The sequence below is a fragment of the Actinomadura formosensis genome (genome assembly GCF_050948385.1).
Classification (GTDB): Bacteria; Actinomycetota; Actinomycetes; order Streptosporangiales; family Streptosporangiaceae; genus Spirillospora; species Spirillospora formosensis.
This window is the reverse complement of sequence record NZ_CP192011.1, coordinates 2,495,353-2,512,689: the sequence shown is the minus strand read 5'-3', so window position 1 is coordinate 2,512,689 and position 17,337 is coordinate 2,495,353. Positions and strand designations below refer to the sequence as shown.

Below are 17,337 nucleotides of genomic sequence, written 5' to 3'. Positions count from 1 at the left end.
TACGGGGCACGATCAGGTTCAGCGGCTCGGCGACACGGACGACGACGGGGCCGCGGGCGTACCGGACGGGTCGGTGCGGATGCGCTTGGCGGTCTCGTCCGGCACCTGGACGCTCTTGCCCAGCAGCACGTACGACAGGTACCCGCCGGTCTCGCGGACGATGTAGTTGAACTGGGTGTCGCGCGTCTGCACGCTGGGTCCGCTGCGGGTCGGCGACGCGGCGGCCTCGATGCCCTGGTCCGCGGCCATCTTCTTCGACCGCAGCCCGTGCCACGGGTCGGTGACGATCACCGCGGACTTCCAGTGGTGCCGGTCGAACTCCCGGCCGACGGCCTGGAGGCTCTCCAGCGTGTCCCGTCCGACGGGCACCGCGAAGACCTTGGCCGCCGGCACCCCGCCCTTCTCGATCAGCCAGGTGCGGCCGGAGCCGGCCTCGGTGTAGTTGTCGCCGGGCGCCTTGCCGCCGACCGTGACGATGGCGGGCGCGACACCGTGGCGGTAGAGGTCGAGAGCGTGCTGCAGGCGCCACTTCAGCGTCGGGGACGGCACCCCGTTGTACTGCGCGGCGCCCAGCACGATGATCGCGTCGGAACGGGGCCGCTCGTCCTGCCGGCCCTGGTACCAGACCCGCGCGCCGACGGTCAGCGGTGTCAGCACGACGGTCGCGAGCAGCCCGAGGACGATGCTCAGCGAAATCGTGAACCAGGGCGACCGGCGGCGGCGCGGGCGGGCCTCCGGCTCCTCGGCGGCGGGCTCTTCGGGCTGGGGCTCCGGCATTTCAACTTCCAACGTCATCGCATCGGACACACTATTGAGATCGTGCGGCACGTGCCCGAAGTTCGCGAGGACGGCGTGTGGCGAAGAACCCGCGGCCTTCCGGCGGCCGGTCGCCCGCGTGCGGGAACCGGCCGCCGGCCGGCGGCGTCAGCGGCTGTCGCTGCCGCCGGACATGCCGGACGCCGCGTCCGCCGCCTCGATCGCCGCGCGACCGGCCTCCAGCCGGGCGACGGGGATGCGGAACGGCGAGCAGGACACGTAGTCGAGGCCGACCTCGTGGCAGAAGTGCACCGAGTCCGGGTCGCCGCCGTGCTCACCGCAGATGCCGAGGTGCAGGTCCGGACGCGCCTTGCGGCCCTCCTCGGCGGCGATGCGGACGAGCCGCCCGACGCCCTCCCGGTCCAGCGTCTCGAACGGCGAAACCCCGAAGATGCCGAGCTCCAGGTAGCGGGAGAAGAACGCCGCCTCGACGTCGTCGCGGGAGAAGCCCCACGTCGTCTGGGTGAGGTCGTTGGTGCCGAAGGAGAAGAACTCGGCGGCCTCGGCGATCTGCCCGGCGGTCAGCGCCGCCCGCGGCAGCTCGATCATGGTGCCGATCAGCGCCGGGACGTCGACCCCGGTGGCCTGCCTGACCCCCTCCAGGATGCCGCGGGCCTCGTCGCGGACGGCCTCCAGCTCCTGCACGGCGCCGACGAGCGGGATCATGATCTCCGGACGCGGGTCGCCGCCCGCCTTCCTGCGCGCCGCCGCGGCCTCGGCGATCGCGCGCACCTGCATGGCGAACAGGCCCGGAATCACCAAACCGAGCCGCACGCCGCGCAGTCCGAGCATAGGGTTCTGCTCGTGCAGTCGGTTGACTGCTTCGAGCAGTCTCCGGTCCTTGGCGTCCGCGTCGCCGCCCGCGAGCGCGACCCTGACCGACAGCTCGGTGATGTCGGGGAGGAATTCGTGCAGCGGCGGGTCGATGAGCCGGATCGTGACGGGCAGTCCGTCCATGGCCGCGAAGATGCCCTCGAAGTCGCTCTTCTGCAGCGGCTCCAGGGCGTCCAGCGCGGCCTGCCGTTCGGCGCCGTCCTCGGCGAGGATGAGCTTCTCCACGAGCTGCCGCCGGTCGCCGAGGAACATGTGCTCGGTGCGGCACAGCCCGATGCCGGCGGCGCCGAAGCGGCGGGCGCGCGCGGAGTCCTCGGGGTTGTCGGCGTTCGCGCGGACCTTCAGCATGGCGCGCGTGTCGGCGTGCCTCATGAGGCGGTCGACGGCCTTGACGAGGTCGTCGGCGGCATCCGGGGAGAGCTCCCCCTCGAAGTACCGGACGACGGGCGAGTCCTCGACGGGGACCTCGCCGAGGAAGACGTCGCCGGACGACCCGTCGATGGAGATGAGGTCGCCCTCGGTCACCGTCACGCCGCCGGGGGCGGTGAAAAACCCGCTCTTGACGTCGACGTCCAGCTCCTCGGCGCCGCAGACGCAGGTCTTGCCCATGCCGCGCGCGACGACGGCGGCGTGGGAGGTCTTGCCTCCCCGGGACGTCAGCACGCCTTTCGCCGCGACCATCCCGGCGAGGTCGTCGGGGTTGGTCTCGCGGCGGACGAGGATCACCTCCTCCCCCCGATCGGCGAGCTCCACCGCCCGGCCGGAGCTGAACACGGCCTTGCCGACGGCCGCGCCCGGCGAGGCGTTCATGCCCGTGGTGAGCTTCTGGACGCCGTCCACCCTGCTGGCGAACCGGGGGAACATGAGCTGCGCGAGCTGGTCGCCGGTGACGCGGCGGGCGGCCTCGTCGATGTCGATGAGCCCCTGGTCGAGCAGCTGGCAGGCGATGCGGAACGCCGCCGCCGCGGTCCGCTTGCCGACCCGGGTCTGCAGCATCCACAGCTTCCCGCGCTCGATCGTGAACTCGATGTCGCACATGTCGCGGTAGTGGTTCTCCAGCGTCTCCATGATTGCGAGAAGCCGGTCGTAGGAGGCCTTGTCGATGCGCTCCAGCTCCGTCAGCGGGACGGTGTTGCGGATGCCGGCGACGACGTCCTCACCCTGCGCGTTCTGCAGGTAGTCGCCGTAGACGCCCTGCTGCCCGGACGCGGGGTCGCGGGTGAAGGCGACGCCCGTGCCGGAGTCGAGACCCATGTTGCCGAAGACCATCGAGCAGATGTTGACCGCGGTTCCAAGATCGACGGGGATGCGCTCCTGCCGCCGGTAGAGGATCGCGCGGGGCGCGTTCCAGGAGTCGAACACGGCCTTGACGGCGAGATCCATCTGCTCGCGCGGATCGGTCGGGAAGTCCCGCCCCGCCTGTTCGCGCACGATGGCCTTGAACCGGCCGACGAGGTCCTTGAAGTCCTCGGCGGTCAGGTCGCCGTCGTGGTCGCTGCCGCGGTCGCGCTTGACGTCCTCGATGGCGTCCTCGAACAGGTCGCCGTCGATGTCCAGCACGGTCCTGCCGAACATCTGGATCAGCCGCCGGTAGGAGTCCCACGCGAACCGCTCGTCCCCCGCCTGTGTCGCGAGCCCGTGCACGGACTCGTCGTTCAGGCCCACGTTGAGGACGGTCTCCATCATCCCGGGCATGCTGAACTTGGCCCCGGACCGTACGCTGACCAGCAGCGGGTCGTCGCTCTGGCCGAGCTTCTTGCCCATCGCGGACTCAAGATCGGCGAGATGGGCGCCTACCTCGTCCGCCAGTCCCTCGGGCAGCTTCCCGTGCTCGAGGTAGTGGCGGCAGGCCTCCGTGGTGATCGTGAACCCGGGGGGCACGGGCAGTCCGAGGTTGGTCATCTCGGCCAGGTTGGCGCCCTTGCCGCCCAGCAGATCTTTGAGGTCCTTGTTTCCCTCAGTGAAGTCGTACACGAACTTCGGCACGGGGAGCTCCTTCTCGCTCCGGTTCCACCCAGTGACAGTTCCGGGCCCGCCCGCTCGGGAGGGCGCAGCGTCGCGTTCCCCCAGGCGGCGGCGGGTCCGCTGTCCTGTTTGCGGGGACTGTACCCGCGAACTCCGCGCTTGCTCGGCGCCCGGTGCGCCGGAGGGAGTTCTCCCAGCTCAGACCCCAGATAATGGTCTATTCCACTGGGGAGACCAACGCCACACCGAGACCCGTGAGCCCGTCGGGGGGAACGGTTCTCGTCTCTATGACGTACCCACTGCGGACGTACTCACCGCGGTGGGGAAGGAATGATGGATCAAGGAGGTGAGGTTGTTGTGAGGCCGAAGGTCGCCGGCGGCCGGGCGGGAGATCCGTTCGCCCCTATAGCCGATTTCGGGTTCCTGTCCGACTGCGAGACGACCGCGCTGGTCGCACCGAGCGGCAACATCGAGTGGATGTGCCTGCCGCGAATGGATTCGCCGAGCGTGTTCGGGTCGATCCTGGACCGTGACGCGGGCTACTTCCGGGTCGGCCCCGCGGGGGTGGAGGTGCCCGCCGCGCAGCGCTACATCCCTGGCACCATGGTGATGGAGACCACCTGGTGGGTGCACGGCGGCTGGCTGGTGGTGACGGACGCGCTGCTCATAGGGCCGTGGCACCACGAGACGGAGCGGTCCCACACGCACCGCAGGGCCCCGACCGACTACGACGCCGATCACGTCCTGCTGCGGATGGTGCGGTGCGTGAACGGTCAGGTCCAGGTCCGGCTCGACTGCATGCCGGTGTTCGACTACGGCCAGACGCCCGCGCGCTGGGAGCACACCGGCGCCGGCTACCACGAGGCCATCGCGCGCGGCAACGGCATCGGGCTGCGGCTCAGCACCGACATGAACGTCGGGTTCGAGGGGTCGCTCGCCACGTCCCGGACGCTGCTGAAGCAGGGCGAGTCGCGGTTCGTGGCGCTGTCGTGGAGCGAGCACGCGGCGCCCTCGTCCTACGAGGACGCGCAGGAGCGGCTCGTCTGGACCGTCCACCACTGGCAGCACTGGCTGGACCGCGGCCGCTTCCCCGACCATCCGTGGCGCAGCCACCTGCAGCGCAGCGCGCTCACGCTGAAGGGCCTGACGTTCGCGCCGTCCGGCGCGGTCGCGGCCGCCGCGACGACGTCGCTGCCGGAGGCGCCGGGCGGCGACCGGAACTGGGACTACCGCTACACCTGGATCCGCGACTCCACGATGGCGCTGTGGGCGTTCTACACGCTCGGCTACGACTGGGAGGCCAACGACTTCTTCTACTTCATCACCGACGTCGCCGAGGCGGCCGAGGGCAAGCTGCAGATCATGTACGGGCTGGACGGGCGGGAGGAACTGCCCGAGTCCACGCTGGAGCATCTCACCGGCTACGACAACGCCCGCCCCGTGCGGATCGGCAACGAGGCGTACATGCAGGCGCAGCACGACGTGTGGGGCGCGATCATCGGCTCCATCTACCTGTTCGTGCGCAAACGGGACCGGCTCGACGACCGGCTCTGGAAGATCATCATCAAGCAGGTGGAGGACGCGCTCGCCACCTGGCGCACCCCCGACTGCGGCATGTGGGAGGTGCGCGGCGAGCCGCAGCACTTCACCTCCTCCAAGCTCTTCTGCTGGGTGGCGGCGGAGCGCGGCGCCCGGCTCGCCCGGATCCGCGGCGACCAGGACCGGGCGCGCCGCTGGCAGGCCGCCGCCGACGAGATCCACGCGGACGTGCTGGCGAACGCGCTGGACGAGCGCGGCGTCTTCACCGCCCACTACGGCGCGACGGCGCTGGACGCCTCGGCGCTGCTGATCCCGCTGCTCGGCTTCCTGCCCGCCGACGACAAGCGGGTGCGCGAGACCGTCCTCGCCATCGCCGACGAGCTGTCGGAGGACGACCTCGTCCTGCGCTACCGGGCGGCGGAGACCGACGACGGGTTCGACTCGGAGGAGGGCACCTTCACGATCTGCTCGTTCTGGCTGGTCAGCGCACTGGTGATGATCGGTGAACTGGACCGGGGACGGGCACTGTGCGAGAAGCTGCTGTCGTACGCGAGCCCGCTGCAGCTGTACGCCGAGGAGATCGACCCGCACACCGGCCGGCACCTCGGCAACTTCCCGCAGGCGTTCACCCACCTGGCCCTGATCAACGCGGTGATGCAGGTGATCAGCGCGGAGAACAACGAGCCCCAGCCACCCCTCGCATAGCCGACGTTCCCGTGGCCGCCGATGCCGTGGCCGCCGGTGCCGGGAGGGCACCGGCGGCCACGGGTGTCAGAGGACGGCGCCGGAGCTGTCGGCGGTGCGGTGGACGGGCTTGGGCTTGCTCTTGCCCTGCGGCGGCGGGGTCTTCGCGTAGCGCTCCAGGACGACCGCCAGCGGTGTCGCGGTGAACACGCTGGAGTATGTCCCGACGACGATGCCGATCAGCAGGGCGATGGCGAAGTCGGTCAGCGAGTCGCCGCCGAGGAACGCCAGTGCCGCCAGGATGAACAGCGCGCCCATACCGGTGTTGATCGTCCGCGGGACGGTCTGCAGCGTGCCCCGGTTCGCGATGTCGGCGAAGCGGCCCTTGGGGTTCGCCGTCCACATCTCCCGGACGCGGTCGAACACGACGACGGAGTCGTTCACCGAGTACCCGATGATGGTGAGCAGCGCGGCGAGGTAGACGCCGTCGATCGGTTTGCCGAGCCAGGCGAAAACGCCGGTCACGATCGTGATGTCGTGGAACATGGCGATCACCGAGCCGGCCGCGAACGTCCAGCGGAACCGGATCGTCAGGTAGGCCAGCTGCACCAGCAGGGCGACGCCGAGCGCGATCAGCGCCTTCTTCCGCAGTTCGTCGCCGAGGCTCGGCCCGATCAGCTCGTCGCGCTGCTTGGCGGCGCCGCCGCCCTCCTTCGCCAGGGCGTCCTGGATCCGCTTCTCCTCCTCGTTGGTCAGGTCGGTCGTGCGGACGGAGATGTCGTCCTTCCCGGACGTCTGGACGACGGCGCGCGGGAACCCGGCGTCGGCGACGGCCGCGCGGGCCTTGTCGATCTCGATGTGCCGGCTGGTGGAGTACTCGACGAGGCGCCCGCCGGTGAACTCCACACCGAAGTTCAGCCCGCGGACGAAGATCCCGGTCACGGCCACGACGACCGCGAGCGCGGAGATCCCGATCCACATCCGGCTGCGCTTCATGATGTCGGGGCCGCTGGTCTCCAGCCAGCGCCGGATCCGCCCGGCGCCGCTGAGCCCGCCGGCCCGGCCCCTGGTGATCTTCGGCATCCGCGCGGCGGCGGCGTCGGTGAGGACGCGGCTCAGCAGCATCGCCGAGACCAGGGAGCCGAGCACACCGATGGTCAGCGTGACACCGAACCCCTTGACCGGCCCGGAGGCGAGGAAGAACAGCAGGCCACCGGCCAGCAGCGTGGTGACGGCCGAGTCCGCGATCGCCGACCACGCCTTGGTGAACCCGGTCGCCAGCGCCGCCCGCGCGCTGCGGCCCGGTGCCGCCGCCCGTTCCTCCCTGGCGCGTTCGAACGCCAGCACGTTCGCGTCGATCGCCATGCCGATCGCGAGGACGAATCCGGCGAGTCCCGGCAGCGTCAGCGTGGCACCGACCGCGACGAGCGCACCGTAGGAGATCAGCGCGTAGCCGGCGAGGGCGACCGTGGCGAGGAGGCCGACGAGCCGGTAGACGGCCACGATGAACAGGCCGGTGAGGATGATGCCGATGACGGCGGCGCGGGCGCTGGCGTCGATCGCCTCGTCGCCGAGCGTCGGGCCGACCACCCGCTGCTCGATGGTCTTCACGGGGACGGGCAGCGAGCCGCCCTGGATGAGCGCCGCGAGGTCCTTGGCCTCCTCGGCGGTGAAATCGCCGGTGATCTGGGTGGAGCCGCCGGTGATGCCGACCCCGCACGGCACGCTCTCGGTGACCTGCGGGGACGAGATGACCTTGCCGTCCAGGACGATCGCCGCGCGCCGCTCGTCACCGACCGCGCACGCGGCCTTGGCGGTCAGCTGCTCCCACGCCTTGCCGCCGCTGCCCTTGAAGTCGACGTTGACGGCCCACCCGCCGAGGTTCTGCGAGTCGTAGGTGGCGCCCGCCGAGCCGATGCCGGCACCGGTGAGCGCGGCCGGGCCGATGATGATCTGCTGCCCGCTCTCGTCGGCGATCAGCTGCTGCCCCTTGTCGGCCTTGCCGTCGTTGGGCAGCACGGGGTGCGCGGTGAGCTGCGCGGTCTTGCCGATGGCCGCGGCCGCGCGGGTCGGGTCCTGGACGTCGGGCAGCTCGACGATCAGCCGCCGGTCGCCGGACCGGGTGATCGACGACTCGGCGACGCCGAGCGCGTCGATGCGCCGGTGCAGGACCTCCCGGGCGCGGTCGGTGGACTCGCGGTCCGCCTTGACGGTCGGTGAGTCCTGGGTTTCGAGGACGATCTGGGTGCCGCCGCGGAGGTCGAGGCCGAGGCGGGCGGGTTTGGACCAGGCGAAGTAGAACGATGTGGCGAGCACGGCGAACGCCAGTACCGCCCGCACCAGGGTGGCGCGAGTCAAGAGGGAACCTCCACACGGGGGCTTCGGCGCCGCACCTCAGCATGCGGCACCGCGGACGGGTGACTCAGACTCGTCCGGTGGAGGGCGGGGCGCGCCCGCGCGGGACGGCGCGCGGCGCGAGGTCGGGCGCGGCGGGCGCGGCGGCGGGCGGGCTCGGGCGCCCCGCCGGCGGCGGGACGTCGGTGCCGGCGGCCGGGAGCGCGGCGTGCCCCGGCTGCGCGGCCGGCGCGGCCCCGGCGGCGTGCCGTGCGACGGCCGCGATGACGGCCTGGCCGTGCCGGGCCACCCGCGGCTTGGTGGACGTCCGGGTGCGGGTGGGGGCCTTCTGCGCCGGTACCGTCCGGACACCGGAGATCGCCCCGGTGGCGGACGTCCCGCCGTGGTTCGCGGCGCCGACCGGCCCGACGACGAAGCCGAGCAGGCCCAGCAGAACGACGAGCGCCCTGGCGGCGGGAACGCGCGTCAAGGGCAGGGCGGCGCGTCGCATGTCGCGCATTCCGCCTCCCTGTCGCCGTGCGGCCCGTCCGGCCGTCCCAGCCAACCTAGCCCAGGTTCTCCGGGCCGGAGACGTCTTCGTTCTCCGTCGGCTGAACACGCAAGCCGATTCCCGTCAAGGTGACTTCGCGTGACATTGCCGTCACCCGTCCCGTCCCGTGCGCCTCACCAGCAGACACCGTCTGGTGTCCCAATGCGGCCAAGCCGCGATCGGCCCGCATCCATTGCCCGGAGATTCAACGTGAATTACTTTCGCGTATGCCCACCCCGAACCGGACAAAGGAGCATCCGGTGGCACGTACAAGACAGACCATGCTCGTCGGAACCGCCGCGCTGGCCCTCCTCGCCGCGGGCATCACGCCCGCGACGGCCGCCACGGGCACGACCATCCGCAAGGGCTCGGCCACGGCCGGCGCCTACGCCGGCAACGTCCAGGCCTCGCTGCTCGGCACCGCCACGGTCTCGACGTCGATCGGCAGCGGATCCTGCAACGAGTCGACGATGACCGGCTCCATCAACTCCGACGGAAGCAGCCTCACCGTCACCAGCGCCACCTTCAGCAGCAACGGCGGCGGCCCCTGCTCAGGCAGCAGCACCTCGACGATCACCGCGCGGAACCTGCCCTGGACGGGCGGCAACGTCACCTACGACGCCGGCCACACGAACGGGCGCGACGCCACGGTGACGATCGCGAACTTCAGCGTCCGGGCCGTTGTGGACATGTTCGGCGGCATCACCTGCGACTTCGGCGGCAACCTGACCGCCGACGGCTTCAACGGCGACAACGCCTCACGTCCGGACAAGAGCAACACCGACGCGCAGGTGAGCGTCCAGAACGCCAAGGTCACCAAGACCGGCGGCAGCTTCCTGTGCCCGGGCACCGCCACCGTCACCGCCACCTACGCGCTGCGCGGCGAGACCACCGCCGGATCCGGCACCTTCGACCAGACCCTGTACGTCACGAGCTGATCGGACGCTCCCCGCACCATCGCTCCCAGCAAGGAAACGCTCCCAGGACGCGCTTCCACGAGAGAACGGGCCGCCCCCCAAGACGGGGGGCGGCCCGCAGCGGTCTCCGGTCAGCAGCCGACCAGCTGCGCGGCGAGGAACGCCTCGACCTGGCTGATCGCGATGCGCTCCTGGCTCATCGAGTCGCGTTCCCGGACGGTCACCGCGTCGTCCTCCAGCGTGTCGAAGTCGACGGTGACACAGAACGGCGTGCCGATCTCGTCCTGGCGGCGGTAGCGGCGGCCGATGGCGCCGGCGTCGTCGAACTCGACGTTCCAGTTCTTGCGGAGCCGCGCGGCCAGGTCGCGTGCCTTCGGGGACAGGTCGGCGTTGCGCGACAGCGGCAGCACCGCGACCTTGATCGGGGCGAGCCGGCGGTCGAGCCGCATGACGGTGCGCTTCTCCATCTTGCCCTTGGCGTTGGGCGCCTCGTCCTCGGCATAGGCGTCCATCATGAACGTGAGCGTGCAGCGGTCGACGCCGGCCGCGGGCTCGATCACGTACGGGACGAACCTGTCACCCGCCTCCTGGTCGAAGAACGACAGGTCGGCGCCGGACGCCTTGGAGTGCGTCGTCAGGTCGTAGTCGGTGCGGTTGGCGATGCCTTCGAGCTCGCCCCACTCGCCGCCGACGAAGTCGAACCGGTACTCGACGTCCACGGTGCGCTTGGAGTAGTGCGACAGCTTCTCCTGCGGGTGCTCGTACAGCCGCAGGTTCTCCTTGCGGATGCCGAGGTCGACATACCACTGCATGCGCTCGTCGATCCAGTACTGGTGCCATTCCTCGTCGGTGCCGGGCTTGACGAAGAACTCCATCTCCATCTGCTCGAACTCGCGGGTCCGGAAGATGAAGTTGCCGGGCGTGATCTCGTTGCGGAACGACTTGCCGATCTGCCCGATGCCGAACGGCACCTTGCGGCGCGCGGACTGCTGGACGTTCAGGTAGTTGATGAAGATGCCCTGCGCGGTCTCGGGGCGCAGGTAGGCGAGGCCGGACTCGTCCTCGACGGCGCCGAGGTAGGTCTTGAGCAGGCCGTTGAACATCTTCGGCTCGGTGAAGGAGCCCTTGACGCCGCAGTTCGGGCAGCCGATGTCGGCGAGGCCGTTCGCGGGCGGGCGGCCGTGCTTCTCCTCGTAGGCCTCCTCCAGGTGGTCGGCCCGGAAGCGCTTGTGGCAGGACTGGCATTCGGTGAGCGGGTCGACGAACGCCTGGACGTGGCCGCTGGCCTCCCAGACCTCGCGCGCCAGGATGACGCACGAGTCGAGGCCGACGATGTCGTCGCGGCCCTGCACCATGGACTTCCACCACTGGCGTTTGACGTTGTTCTTCAGTTCGACGCCGAGCGGCCCGTAGTCCCAGGAGGCGCGGAGCCCGCCGTAGATCTCGCTCGACGGGTAGACCAGGCCCCGCCGCTTGGCGAGGTTGACGATCGTTTCCAGCACATCGGAACGGCGTGCCATGAGAGTTTTCTCCATCCGGCTGGCGGTCGGCGGGACAGTGTGTGCGCCCCGGTCCCGCGGAACGGCGGGCGGTGGCGAGTGTGATCCCCGGTGGTCGCCCCGGCGCGGTCATCGCCGGCGCCGGAGAGCATTCCCCAGCTTAGGGCACCCGGGCGGCCGACCAGGACTGATAAAACGCGCGTCCGGCCACGATGCCGGGGACGTCGCCCCAGGCGCTCCCGGGTCAGGCGGAGCTGACGACCTCGTAGGCGCCCGGCTCGTCCACCGCCATGGCGGCGAGGGGGATGAACTGGACCCGCACCTCGTACGCGCCGAGGGCGCGGCGGTAGTGCCCCGCGCCGTCCCATTCGGTGACGAGGGCCCACAGGCCGGGGTCGTCGACGGTGCGGGCGAGGCGGCCGGAGCGGAAGCCGGGGCTCGCCGACAGCACCGTCAGCACCGCGGTCATCCGCTCGGCGAAACCGTCGGCGTCCTCGCCCGGCACCCGGTACCGGGTTATCGCGATCATCCCTCCATCCTGGCAGTACGTTGGGGAACGTGGAGACGAAGGGTGAGCGCGGGGCCGGCCTGCGGGCGGCCGTCGAGCGGCGGAGCGCGGCGCCGGTGGTGTTCCTGCACCGGTTGCCGCGGTGGGTGCTGCTCGCCGCGGTGTTCGTGCTGCTGGTGATCGGCATGGCCGGGACGGGATGGGTCGCCGCGGCCGGGCTGCTGGTCCTCGCCGCCGCGCTGGGCTGGTTCGCCTATCTCAACTGGCCCGCGCTGGACGGCTCGGGAAGGGTCCTGCGGATCGCCGCGCTGGCGGTCCTGGTGGGCTTCGCCCTGGGACGCGGCATCGGACGGTTTTGACAATCATTTTCATCTTCGTCCATAATCGGTGCATGCTCCGCCTCCGTCACCCCCTGCGCCTCCTGCCGGGCGCCGCCCTCGCCCTGGCCGGGCTCGCCGCGGGGCTGACTGCCTGCGCCGACGCGGACGCCGATGTCCCGGCCGGCAAGACCGCCGTGGTCGCGTCGTTCTACCCGATGGCGTGGCTCGCGGAGAAGGTCGGCGGGGACGACGTCCTCGTGCGGACGCTCACCAGGCCCGGCACCGAGCCGCACGACCTGGAGCTGACCGCCCGGCAGGTCGCGAACATCGAGGACGCCGGTCTCGCCGTCTACGTCGGGGGCGTCCAGCCGGCCGTGGACGAGGCCGTCCGCGAGCACGCGAAGGGCAGGTCGCTGGACGCCGCCGCCCTGGTGCGGACGCTGCCGCCGCCGGGCGAGACCGACGACGAAGAGGCGCACGACGGCGTCCACCACCGGGAGGCGTCCTACGACCCGCACCTGTGGCTCGACCCGAGCCGCATGGCGGCCGTCGCGACCGCGCTCGGCGAGCGGCTGGCCGCCGCCGACCCCGGCCACGCGGCCGGCCACCGGCGGCGCGCCGCGGCCACCGCCGCCGAGCTGACCGGGCTCGACCACGCGTTCCACGACGGCCTGAAGACCTGCGCGCGCAGGGACATCGTCACCGCGCACGCCGCGTTCGGCTACCTCGCGGACCGCTACGGGCTGCGGCAGATCCCGGTCGCCGGGGTCGACCCGTCCGGCGGGCCCTCCCCGAAGCGGCTCGCCGAGCTGACCCGGCTGGTGTCCGCCACCGGCGCGACGACGGTCTTCACCGAGACGCTGACCAGCCCGAAGGTCGCCGAGGCGCTGGCCCGCGAGGCGGGCGTGCGGACGGCCGTGCTGGACCCGGTCGAGGGCGTCGAGGCGGGCTCGTCCGACGACTACATGACGATCATGCAACGGAACCTGCGGACCCTGCGTCCCGCCCTGGAGTGCTCATGAACCCACCGGCCAAGGACCCGGCCCCGCCGTTCGCCATGACGGGCGGGCTCGTCCGGCGGGACGGCCGCGAGGTCCTCGCGGGCATCGACCTGCGGGTCGGGGCCGGCGACGTGCTCGCGGTCCTCGGCCCGAACGGCGCGGGCAAGTCCACGCTGGTCAAGGCGCTGCTCGGGCTCGTCCCGCTGGCCGGCGGCCGGACCGAGATCTACGGTGTGCCGCCCGCCCGGTTCCGGGACTGGAACCGGATCGGGTACGTCCCGCAGCGGCTGCCGGCGGGCGGCGGCGTGCCGGCGACCGTCCGGGAGGTCGTGGCGTCCGGCCGGGTGGCCCGGCGGTCCCGCCGGCGTCCCGCGCCGTTCACCGACCGGGCGGCCGACCGCGCCGCCGTCGAGCGCGCGCTGCGGACGGTCGGGCTCACCGACCGGGCCCGCGACTCGGCGCATCTGCTGTCGGGCGGCCAGCAGCAGCGGATGCTGATCGCCCGCGCCCTCGCCGGCGAGCCGGACGTGTTCGTGCTGGACGAGCCGACCGCGGGCGTGGACGCGCGCAGCCAGGCGGCCCTCGCCTCCACCCTCCACGAGCTGACCACGGCCGGGCGCACGGTGGTGCTCGTCGCGCACGGGCTGGGCCCGATGGAACCGCTCATCACCCGCACGATCGAGCTGGACCACGGCCGGATCGTCCGCGAGACCGCACTGGACACCCTCGAAAGGCCGGCATGAGCGAGATGCTGCAGTACGACTTCATGCGCGTCGCCCTGGTGATGGCGGTGCTGATCGGGCTGACCGCCCCGGCCGTCGGCACGTTCATCGTCCAGCGCAGGCTGTCGCTGCTGGGCGACGGCATCGGGCACATCGCGCTGACCGGCATCGGGCTGGGGCTGCTCACCGGCACCTCCCCCGTGCTCGGCGCGCTGGTGGTGTCGGTGCTCGGCGCGGTGGCGATCGAGGTCCTGCGGGCCCGCAGCCGCAGCGGCGGGGACGTCGCGCTCGCCCTGCTGTTCTACGGCGGGCTCGCGGGCGGCGTGATCCTGACCAACGCCAACGGCGGCGGCTCGGCGACCCTCCAGTCCTACCTGTTCGGCTCGATCAGCAGCGTGACGGTGTCCGATCTGTACGTGGTCGCGGGGCTCGCCGCCACCGTCCTGGCGATCATCGCGCTGTTCGGCCGCGAGCTGTTCCTCCTCTGCCTGGACGAGGAGGTCGCGCGGGCGGCGGGCCTGCCCGTCCGGTTCCTCAGCGTGCTGATCGCCGCGACCGCGGCCGTCACGGTCGTGATCTCCATGCGCGCGATCGGGCTGCTGCTGGTCAGCGCGCTGATGGTGGTCCCGGTGGCGGCGGCGCAGCAGCTCACCCGGGGCTTTTGGGGGACGATGCTGACCGCGATGGGGATCGGCGTGCTGTCGGCCGTTTCGGGCCTCGCCGGGTCCTTCGAGTACGATCTGCCTCCGGGCCCCTCGATCGTGCTGCTCGCGCTCGCCGCGTTCGTGGCCGCGGTCACCGGGGGCTCGGTGGTGCGCCGCAGGCGCGCCCGCGCCGCGCTCGACGGGGTCGCGGCCGGGCCCGGCGTGGAGGCGCGCGTTGATGCCGAGGCGGAGGTGCTTGGATGACGACGGCCCGCCGGGACGCGGTACGGCAGGTGCTGGCCGGCTGCGAGGGCTTCCGCAGCGCGCAGGACATCTACGCCGATCTGCGGGCCGGCGGCTCCAAGATCGGCCTCACCACGGTGTACCGGGCGCTGCAGGCGCTCAGCGACGCCGGTGAGGTCGACGTCCTGCGCACCGACGAGGGCGAGGCCGTCTACCGGGCCTGCAGCACCGAGCAGCACCACCATCATCTGGTCTGCCGCGACTGCGGCCGGACGGTCGAGGTCGAGGGCCCGGCCGTGGAGCGCTGGGCGGACGCGATCGCCGCCGAGCACGGGTTCACCGGCATCACCCACACCGTCGAGGTGTTCGGCACCTGCGCCGGGTGCGCCGCGAAACAGCGCTGACCTCGCGCTCGATGTTTACCAAGCGGTAGCAAGGCGCGCACTTCACACGCACTGTAGGCAATCCTTGGCAGATTGCTACATCTACTTGTGAGTACGCCTATGTCATAAATGTCCCATCGCCACCGCAGGCCCGCGGCGGGCCCCCGGGGGGTGCGTGGCGCCCGCACGAGAGGGCGTTCATGACAAGACGGGCGTTCACCAGCCGAAGGATCGTGCTCCTGACCTCGGCGACCCTGCTCGCGGCGGCCGGCACCGCGCTGCCCGCGTCCGCACGGCAGGCGCCGTCCCCACCCACCCCGCAGAAGGCGGCGGAGCGCGCGCTCCACGCGCTCGGCACGCACGCCGCGCAGGTACGCACCGGGGACGGGCAGGCGTTCCAGGTCGTCCGGGTCGCCATGGACCGGGACGGCACCTCGCACACCCGGATGACCCGCACCTACGCCGGCCTGCCGGTGCTGGGCGGGGACATCGTCGTCCACCAGTCGGCGTCCGGCGCGTGGCGCGGCAGCAGCGGCACCCTCGCCAAGGCGCCGGCCGGCTCCCGCCCGGAGGTCTCCGCCAGGACGGCCGAGAAGCGCGCCGTCACCAGGCACCGCAAGGCCGACGGCTCCCCCGCGCTCGTGGTCGAGGCCCGCACGGCCGACCACCGGCCCCGCCTCGCCTGGCGCGTCCAGACCATCGGCAAGCAGGCGGACGGGACGCCGAGCCGCATCTTCACCTCCGTGGACGCCGCGACCGGCAAGGTCCTGCTGCGCGAGGAGACGATCCGCACCGAGGCGGGCGACGGCAAGTCGCTCTACACCGGAACGGTCCCGCTGGAGACGACCAAGTCGGGCGGCACGTACCAGCTGAAGGACCCGACGCGCGGGAACACCTACACCGGCGACGCCGGGAACCAGGCCGACCTCTGCTTCCTCATCTGGTGCTTCATGCGCGCCCCCGCCACGGTGTTCACCGACGCCGACAACCACTGGGGCAGCGGCACCACGGCCGACCGCGCGACCGTCGCCGTCGACGCCCAGTTCGGCACCGGCATGACGTGGGACTTCTACAAGAACGTCTTCGGCCGCACCGGCATCGCCGGCGACGGCAAGGGCTCGTTCAACCGCGTCCACTACGACAACGGCTACGCCAACGCGTTCTGGGACGACTCGTGCTTCTGCATGACCTACGGCGACGGTGACGGCACCCAGCTCGGCCCGCTGACGTCCCTGGACGTGGCGGCGCACGAGATGAGCCACGGTGTCACCAGTTCCACCGCGAACCTCACCTACTCCGGGGAGTCCGGCGGGCTGAACGAGGCGACGTCGGACATCATGGCCGCCGCCGTCGAGTTCTACGCCGGCAACTCCAACGACGTCGGCGACTACCTGGTCGGCGAGAAGATCGTCCTGCCCGGCTTCGGCCGCCCCGCGCTGCGCTTCATGGACCGGCCCAGCAGGGACGGCAACTCCGCCGACTCCTGGTCGACCGGCACCAAGAACCTCGACGTGCACTACTCCTCGGGCGTCGCCAACCACTTCTACTACCTGCTGTCCGAGGGCAGCGGCGCGAAGACGATCAACGGCGTCTCCTACGACAGCCCCACGTCCAACGGCTCCACGATCACCGGCATCGGCCGGGACGCCGCCACGAAGATCTGGTACCGGGCGCTGACCACGTACATGACGTCCTCGACCGACTACAAGGGCGCGCGCACCGCGACCCTGAACGCGGCCAGGGACCTCTACGGCTCGGGCAGCACCCAGTACAACACCGTGGCCGCCGCCTGGTCGGCGGTGAACGTCAACTAAGTCCCCTTCGCCGGGGAGCCGGCCCCGCGTCCGCGCCCGATGTGCCGCGCGGACGCGGGGCCTTCCCGCGAATCACCTTCCAGGGGGATCGCGCGTTGATGATCCTCGGGGCGGGGCGATGGTGAAGAATCAGGGACATGGCTACGACACGCACCGCAAACGCACACTGGGAAGGCTCGCTCCTGGAGGGCCGGGGAACCGTCTCGCTGGACTCCTCCAAGCTCGGCACCTACGACGTGACCTGGGCATCGCGGGCCGAGGAGCCGGGCGGGCGGACGAGCCCGGAGGAGCTCATCGCCGCCGCGCACTCCACCTGCTACTCGATGGCGCTCTCGCACGCCCTCGCCGGCGCCGGGACGCCGCCGGAGAAGGTGGACACCAAGGCCGAGGTCACCTTCCAGCCGGGTGAGGGCATCACCGGCATCCACCTGACCGTCCGGGCGAGCGTGCCCGGCCTGTCCGCGGCCGACTTCGAGAAGGCCGCGCAGGACGCCAAGGCGGGCTGCCCGGTCAGCAAGGCCCTCGCGGGCACCACGATCACCCTGGACGCCGCTCTCGTGTGAG

Annotated in this window: 15 protein-coding genes; 9 read left to right on the top strand and 6 right to left on the bottom strand. The window is 71.6% G+C overall.

The features are described from left to right. Positions 1 to 18 precede the first annotated feature (18 nt). Together ACQP1N_RS11880 and ppdK are read right to left on the bottom strand one after the other, a co-directional pair. Entirely contained in the window at positions 19 to 777 is a 759-nt protein-coding gene (locus ACQP1N_RS11880; RefSeq protein ID WP_433231147.1) for a YdcF family protein, read from the bottom strand. Between the two features lie 147 nt (positions 778 to 924). Further along, positions 925 to 3,636 (bottom strand): pyruvate, phosphate dikinase, encoded by a 2,712-nt coding sequence (gene ppdK / locus ACQP1N_RS11875; RefSeq protein ID WP_433231144.1) that lies wholly within the window; start codon positions 3,634 to 3,636, stop codon positions 925 to 927. Between the two features lie 336 nt (positions 3,637 to 3,972). Here ppdK and ACQP1N_RS11870 point away from each other — a divergent pair, with 336 nt between their 5' ends. Next, on the top strand, positions 3,973 to 5,859 hold the full coding sequence (locus tag ACQP1N_RS11870) for a glycoside hydrolase family 15 protein (protein ID WP_242608906.1): 1,887 nt from the start codon (positions 3,973 to 3,975) through the stop codon (positions 5,857 to 5,859). A gap of 66 nt (positions 5,860 to 5,925) precedes the next feature. Here the strand turns inward: ACQP1N_RS11870 and ACQP1N_RS11865 are convergent, their stop codons facing one another. Together ACQP1N_RS11865 and ACQP1N_RS11860 are read right to left on the bottom strand one after the other, a co-directional pair. Further along, the gene (locus ACQP1N_RS11865) at positions 5,926 to 8,196 is read right to left on the bottom strand and encodes a protein translocase subunit SecDF (RefSeq protein WP_067802291.1); all 2,271 of its coding nucleotides are present in this window, start codon (positions 8,194 to 8,196) and stop codon (positions 5,926 to 5,928) included. Between the two features lie 64 nt (positions 8,197 to 8,260). Beyond that, a complete protein-coding gene (locus ACQP1N_RS11860) occupies positions 8,261 to 8,692 on the bottom strand; it encodes a hypothetical protein (RefSeq protein ID WP_433231141.1) in 432 nt (143 codons plus the stop codon). Between the two features lie 290 nt (positions 8,693 to 8,982). Between ACQP1N_RS11860 and ACQP1N_RS11855 the strand changes: the two genes are divergently transcribed. Beyond that, positions 8,983 to 9,660, top strand: a complete 678-nt coding sequence (locus ACQP1N_RS11855) for a hypothetical protein (protein ID WP_433231138.1) — start codon at positions 8,983 to 8,985, stop codon at positions 9,658 to 9,660. A 110-nt stretch (positions 9,661 to 9,770) separates the two neighbouring features. Here ACQP1N_RS11855 and ACQP1N_RS11850 read toward each other — a convergent pair whose 3' ends face one another. Continuing rightward, positions 9,771 to 11,159: a glycine--tRNA ligase gene (locus ACQP1N_RS11850; protein ID WP_067791840.1), complete on the bottom strand. Its 1,389-nt coding sequence runs from the start codon at positions 11,157 to 11,159 to the stop codon at positions 9,771 to 9,773. 223 nt (positions 11,160 to 11,382) lie between these two features. After that, entirely contained in the window at positions 11,383 to 11,667 is a 285-nt protein-coding gene (locus tag ACQP1N_RS11845; protein ID WP_067791843.1) for an antibiotic biosynthesis monooxygenase family protein, read from the bottom strand. Positions 11,668 to 11,696: 29 nt separating this feature from the next. On the opposite strand from ACQP1N_RS11845, the gene ACQP1N_RS11840 reads away from it, so the two are divergent. The 7 genes from ACQP1N_RS11840 to ACQP1N_RS11810 all read left to right on the top strand — a co-directional run bounded on the left by ACQP1N_RS11840 (position 11,697) and on the right by ACQP1N_RS11810 (position 17,336). Then, complete coding sequence (locus ACQP1N_RS11840) at positions 11,697 to 12,005, top strand: DUF6703 family protein (RefSeq protein ID WP_067791846.1); 309 nt, start codon at positions 11,697 to 11,699, stop codon at positions 12,003 to 12,005. Positions 12,006 to 12,037: 32 nt separating this feature from the next. Further along, positions 12,038 to 12,988 carry a metal ABC transporter substrate-binding protein gene (locus ACQP1N_RS11835; protein WP_433231134.1) on the top strand — a complete coding sequence of 317 codons (951 nt, stop codon included), beginning with the start codon at positions 12,038 to 12,040 and terminating at the stop codon, positions 12,986 to 12,988. Next, complete coding sequence (locus ACQP1N_RS11830; protein ID WP_067791852.1) at positions 12,985 to 13,710, top strand: metal ABC transporter ATP-binding protein; 726 nt, start codon at positions 12,985 to 12,987, stop codon at positions 13,708 to 13,710. The genes ACQP1N_RS11835 and ACQP1N_RS11830 overlap by 4 nt, the downstream gene beginning before the upstream one ends. Continuing rightward, the gene (locus tag ACQP1N_RS11825) at positions 13,707 to 14,597 is read left to right on the top strand and encodes a metal ABC transporter permease (protein WP_433231131.1); all 891 of its coding nucleotides are present in this window, start codon (positions 13,707 to 13,709) and stop codon (positions 14,595 to 14,597) included. Before ACQP1N_RS11830 ends, ACQP1N_RS11825 begins: the two co-directional genes overlap by 4 nt. Next, entirely contained in the window at positions 14,594 to 14,980 is a 387-nt protein-coding gene (locus ACQP1N_RS11820) for a Fur family transcriptional regulator (protein ID WP_067791858.1), read from the top strand. The genes ACQP1N_RS11825 and ACQP1N_RS11820 overlap by 4 nt, the downstream gene beginning before the upstream one ends. A 179-nt stretch (positions 14,981 to 15,159) precedes the next feature. Next, positions 15,160 to 16,773 carry a M4 family metallopeptidase gene (locus tag ACQP1N_RS11815; RefSeq protein WP_433231128.1) on the top strand — a complete coding sequence of 538 codons (1,614 nt, stop codon included), beginning with the start codon at positions 15,160 to 15,162 and terminating at the stop codon, positions 16,771 to 16,773. A 137-nt stretch (positions 16,774 to 16,910) separates the two neighbouring features. Beyond that, complete coding sequence (locus ACQP1N_RS11810; RefSeq protein WP_067791863.1) at positions 16,911 to 17,336, top strand: OsmC family protein; 426 nt, start codon at positions 16,911 to 16,913, stop codon at positions 17,334 to 17,336. The last annotated feature ends 1 nt before the right edge of the window (position 17,337 follow it).